We start from the raw sequence: 4,459 nt of genomic DNA, 5'->3' as shown, positions 1-4,459 counted from the left end.
TTTAACCTTTAACCTTTAACCTTAGCTTCTCTATTTTTATTAAAATCAATAACTAATGATTATGTATTGGTTTGTGGTTGTTTTGTTCATTTAACGCTATAATTGATAAAATTTTAATAATCAAAGAGTATATTATTTACTCTTTATTTTTCGAATCAACAGAGTACAAGAAAAGGGAACTTGTTGTGGATAGTTTCATCCGATCTATTTTGAATGCTTCTCGCGCTAAAAAGCGTGCTATCACCTTATTTATTGATTCACTTTTTATTGCCGCAGCATTTTGGCTTGCGCTTATAGTGCGTTTAGACAGCCTTGCACCTTTTAGTGAACTTGGTAATTGGCTGCTGTTAGCTATGTTAATTCCTACCGGTTTAATTGCATTTATTAATTTAGGTTTATACCGCGCTGTATTACGGTATATGAACTCGCAGGCGCTATGGGCTATTGTGCTTGGTACTGTTATAACCACTGTAAGTTTGGTATTGCTGTCGTTTTTTGTGGGTATTACTATTCCGCGTACTATGCCATTTATTTTTGCTTGGCTATGTTTACTTACTGTTGGTGGATCGCGCATTGTAGTGCGCGCGATGATTGGCAAAATGGCAACTGTTAATAAAGAATCGGTTATTATTTATGGTGCAGGCTCAGCGGGAAGGCAGCTTGCAACTGCACTCGGTGCCGGGCCAGAATATTACGTTCGTGCTTTTATTGATGATGATCAAAGCAAACAAGGGTCTATCGTTCAAGGTATTCCGGTAATTTGTTTTAAAGATATTTATGAACTGATTAATAAAGGTAAGGCCACTAAAGTATTGTTAGCGTTACCAAGTGCAAGCCGGGCAAGGCGCAAAGAAGTACTTGCGCAGCTAGAGCCATTAACGATTAAAGTTTTATCTATCCCTGGTATGGCAGATGTTGTTGAAGGTAAAGCGCAGCTTTCTGAATTTAGAGAAGTTGAAATTGAGGATTTATTAGGCCGTGACCCAGTTACCCCAAAACCAGAACTTATGGCTGCCAACATTGCTGGCAAAATAGTAATGGTTACTGGAGCTGGTGGTTCTATTGGCTCTGAGCTGTGCAGGCAAATAGTTAGGCAGCAACCTAAAAAACTGGTGTTATTTGAAATCTCTGAGTTTGGTTTGTATTCTATTGAAAAAGAACTAAATGAGTACATAGCTAATAATCATATTGATTTAGAACTAATCCCAATAATGGGCTCTGTGCAACGTATTAACCGTATTGAAACCGTAATGATGGCATTTGGTGTACAAACAGTGTATCACGCTGCGGCCTATAAGCATGTCCCCTTGGTTGAACATAATGTGGTTGAAGGTGTACGTAATAACGTATTTGGTACTTACTACGCAGCCAAAGCGGCCGTTAATGCAAAGGTTGAAACCTTTGTATTAATTTCCACCGATAAAGCGGTGCGACCAACTAATGTAATGGGGGCAACCAAACGGATGGCTGAACTGGTATTACAAGGTTTAGCGCAAACCAAAGGTAAAGAACATCGTACGCGTTTTTGCATGGTTCGTTTTGGTAATGTGCTTGGCTCGTCTGGCTCTGTGGTACCGTTATTTCGCAGGCAAATTAAAGAAGGTGGCCCTATTACGCTTACCCACCAAGATATTACTCGCTTTTTTATGACCATACCAGAAGCTGCGCAATTGGTAATTCAGGCCGGCTCTATGGGTAAAGGCGGTGATGTATTTGTACTTGATATGGGGGATTCGGTAAAAATTAAAGATTTAGCCAGTAAGATGATCCGCCTTTCAGGCCTTGAAGTGAAAGACAAAACCAACCCCCATGGTGATATCGAAATTTTATGCACCGGCCTGCGCCCAGGTGAAAAGCTTTACGAAGAGTTATTAATCGGTGATAACGTTGGCGAAACGCCACATGAGCGAATTATGACGGCAAATGAAGCTATGTTGCCGCTACCTGAATTAAAAGTGTTTTTAGAAGCATTTGACATTGCCTGTCATAACTTTGACCACGAAATGATCCGCCAATTGTTACTCGACGCCCCAACGGGATTTAACCCAACGGATGGTATCTGTGATTTGGTATGGAATGCTAAAAAAGGCAAACAGCTCGAAAGTACTCCTCAAGCGAATGTGGTTAATTTGAAGGGGTAGGGGAAGGTTAAAGGTACTAGGGGCTAGGTAAAAGACTAGGTGCTAGGCTTAACTTTGCCTTCTCGGTGTAGCTCGAAGCGCCTTGCTGTAATCGGTGGTAAAAATGGTTTAAATGATTTATTCACCACTGAGAGCACGGAGTTCACAGAGAAGAGATTAAAGACTTTAGGTTTTAAACTGTTTTAATCATATATTGTGATGTAAATTAATGAATTGGATGAAAGTCTCTAGATATTAGGCTATGCGCCTGTACTAGGGTTAGGACGCTCAAATCAGAAGTTTAAGGACGGTGAAATGAAAGTTACTGTTTTTGGCACGGGTTATGTTGGCCTGTCTAATGCTATGTTACTGGCGCAACACAATAAAGTAGTTGCTGTTGATATAGACGAAAAAAAAGTCGCGCTTTTAAAAGACCAGCAATCGCCAATTGTTGACGTTGAAATAAGTGATTTTTTACAAAACAAGCAATTAAATTTTACCGCGACCACAAATAAAGAGTCTGCTCTGGTTGGCGCTGAGTTTGTAATTATTGCTACTCCTACCGATTATGATCCTGTAACAAACTATTTTAATACCAATAGTGTTGAGTCGGTTATTAAAGATGTAATGAGAATTAACCCAACGGCGACTATGGTTATTAAGTCAACTGTGCCTGTGGGCTTTACTCGATCGATTAAAGAAAAGCTTGGCACTGATAATGTAATATTTTCGCCAGAATTTTTACGTGAAGGTAAAGCATTGCACGACAATTTGTATCCATCTCGCATTATTGTCGGTGAGCAAAGTGAGCGGGCTAATATTTTTGCTAATTTATTGGCTCAAGGTGCAATAAAGCAAGATATTGAGGTTCTGTTTACTGACTCCACAGAAGCCGAAGCAATCAAGTTATTCTCCAATACCTACCTAGCAATGCGTGTTGCCTATTTTAATGAGCTTGATAGCTATGCTGAGAGTCATGGCTTAAATGCGAAGCAAATTATACAAGGTGTAAGCTTAGACCCTCGTATTGGTAACCATTATAATAATCCTTCATTTGGTTATGGCGGTTATTGTTTACCAAAAGATACCAAGCAGCTTTTAGCTAACTACCAAGTAGTGCCGAATAATATGATTAGGGCAATTGTTGATGCTAATAAAACTCGTAAGGATTTTATTGCTAACTCAATCATTAAACGCAATCCTAAAGTTGTCGGTGTATACCGCTTAGTTATGAAGGCCGGCTCAGATAACTTTAGAGCATCTGCTATTCAAGGCATCATGAAGCGCATTAAAGCGAAAGGGATTGAAGTTGTCGTATATGAACCAGCTTTAAAAGATGAAGCATTTTTCAATTCACGTGTGATTAAAGATCTTAATGAGTTTAAACAGCTTTCAGATGTTGTTGTTTCCAACCGTATGGTTGAAGAGCTGAGTGATATTGCAGATAAAGTTTATACGCGAGATTTATTTGGTAGTGATTAAGTAATAGTTAAAGATTAAAGGTTAAAGGTTAAAGGGTAAAGGTTAAAGGTGCTAGGGAAGTGACTAGGACCTAGAGCCTAAAACCTAGCTACTATGTTTTAAAGCGTAGGCGCGGCTTAATGCCGCGCGGTTGTATTGAACCATCAGTCATTAGATTTCAGGTGTAGCTAATCTCTGCCTTTAACCTAATACCTAGCACCTATTACCCAGTATCTTTCATTTCTCGAGGTAGCTTTAACCTTTACCTTTCATTTCTCAGTGTAGCGCGAAGCGCCTCGGTGAACTCGGTGGTGAACATAAGATTACGCGAGGTAAACTCGCGCCTACGGGGGCGGGATTGGTGTTTAGATTTGCGTAGGCGGTGCTTTATGCCGCGCGGTTTATAAAATTCATGTCTAAAGCCATTTCCTACGTTTTTACATTTTACCTTAGGCGAGAAGATAAAGATGTTAATAAACACACGTCAGCAAGCTTAACGCCTACGGGTGTTAAATTTTACTCTGGTGTTTAATTAATTACTTGTAGGCGAGTGGCTTGCCACCGCGAACAGGTCTAAAGCCATTTCCTACGTTTTTACATTTTACCTTAGGCGAGAAGATAAAGATGTTAATAAACACGCGTCAGCAAGCTTAACGCCTACGGGTGTTAACGTTTATCTCGGTGTTAAATTTACTTTGATGTTTAATTAATTACCTGTAGGCGAGTGGCTTGCCACCGCGTTTCAAAATATGATGTGGTGTTTTTGCGTCAGCAAGCTTAACGCCTACGGTGTTAAATTGTATTCTGGTGTTTAATTAATTACTTGTAGGCGAGTTGCTTGCCACCGCGTTTCAAAATGTGGTGTGGTGTTTTTGCGT

The 4,459-nt window shown here is 39.8% G+C and carries 2 protein-coding genes; both read left to right on the top strand.

Annotated features, from left to right (window positions below; all coding sequences use genetic code 11):
- Positions 1-185 precede the first annotated feature (185 nt).
- Positions 186-2,141 (top strand): nucleoside-diphosphate sugar epimerase/dehydratase, encoded by a 1,956-nt coding sequence (locus tag H5201_RS21630; RefSeq protein WP_182785368.1) that lies wholly within the window; start codon positions 186-188, stop codon positions 2,139-2,141.
- Positions 2,142-2,435: 294 nt separating this feature from the next.
- Positions 2,436-3,602, top strand: coding sequence for a nucleotide sugar dehydrogenase (locus H5201_RS21625; protein ID WP_182785367.1), 1,167 nt, complete (start codon positions 2,436-2,438; stop codon positions 3,600-3,602).
- The last annotated feature ends 857 nt before the right edge of the window (positions 3,603-4,459 follow it).

It is taken from the genome of Pseudoalteromonas sp. SG43-6 (assembly GCF_014164365.1).
In the GTDB taxonomy this organism is placed as follows: domain Bacteria; phylum Pseudomonadota; class Gammaproteobacteria; order Enterobacterales; family Alteromonadaceae; genus Pseudoalteromonas; species Pseudoalteromonas rhizosphaerae.
The sequence above is the reverse complement of the archived record's forward strand: the minus strand, read 5'-3'. Positions and strand labels throughout refer to the sequence as shown.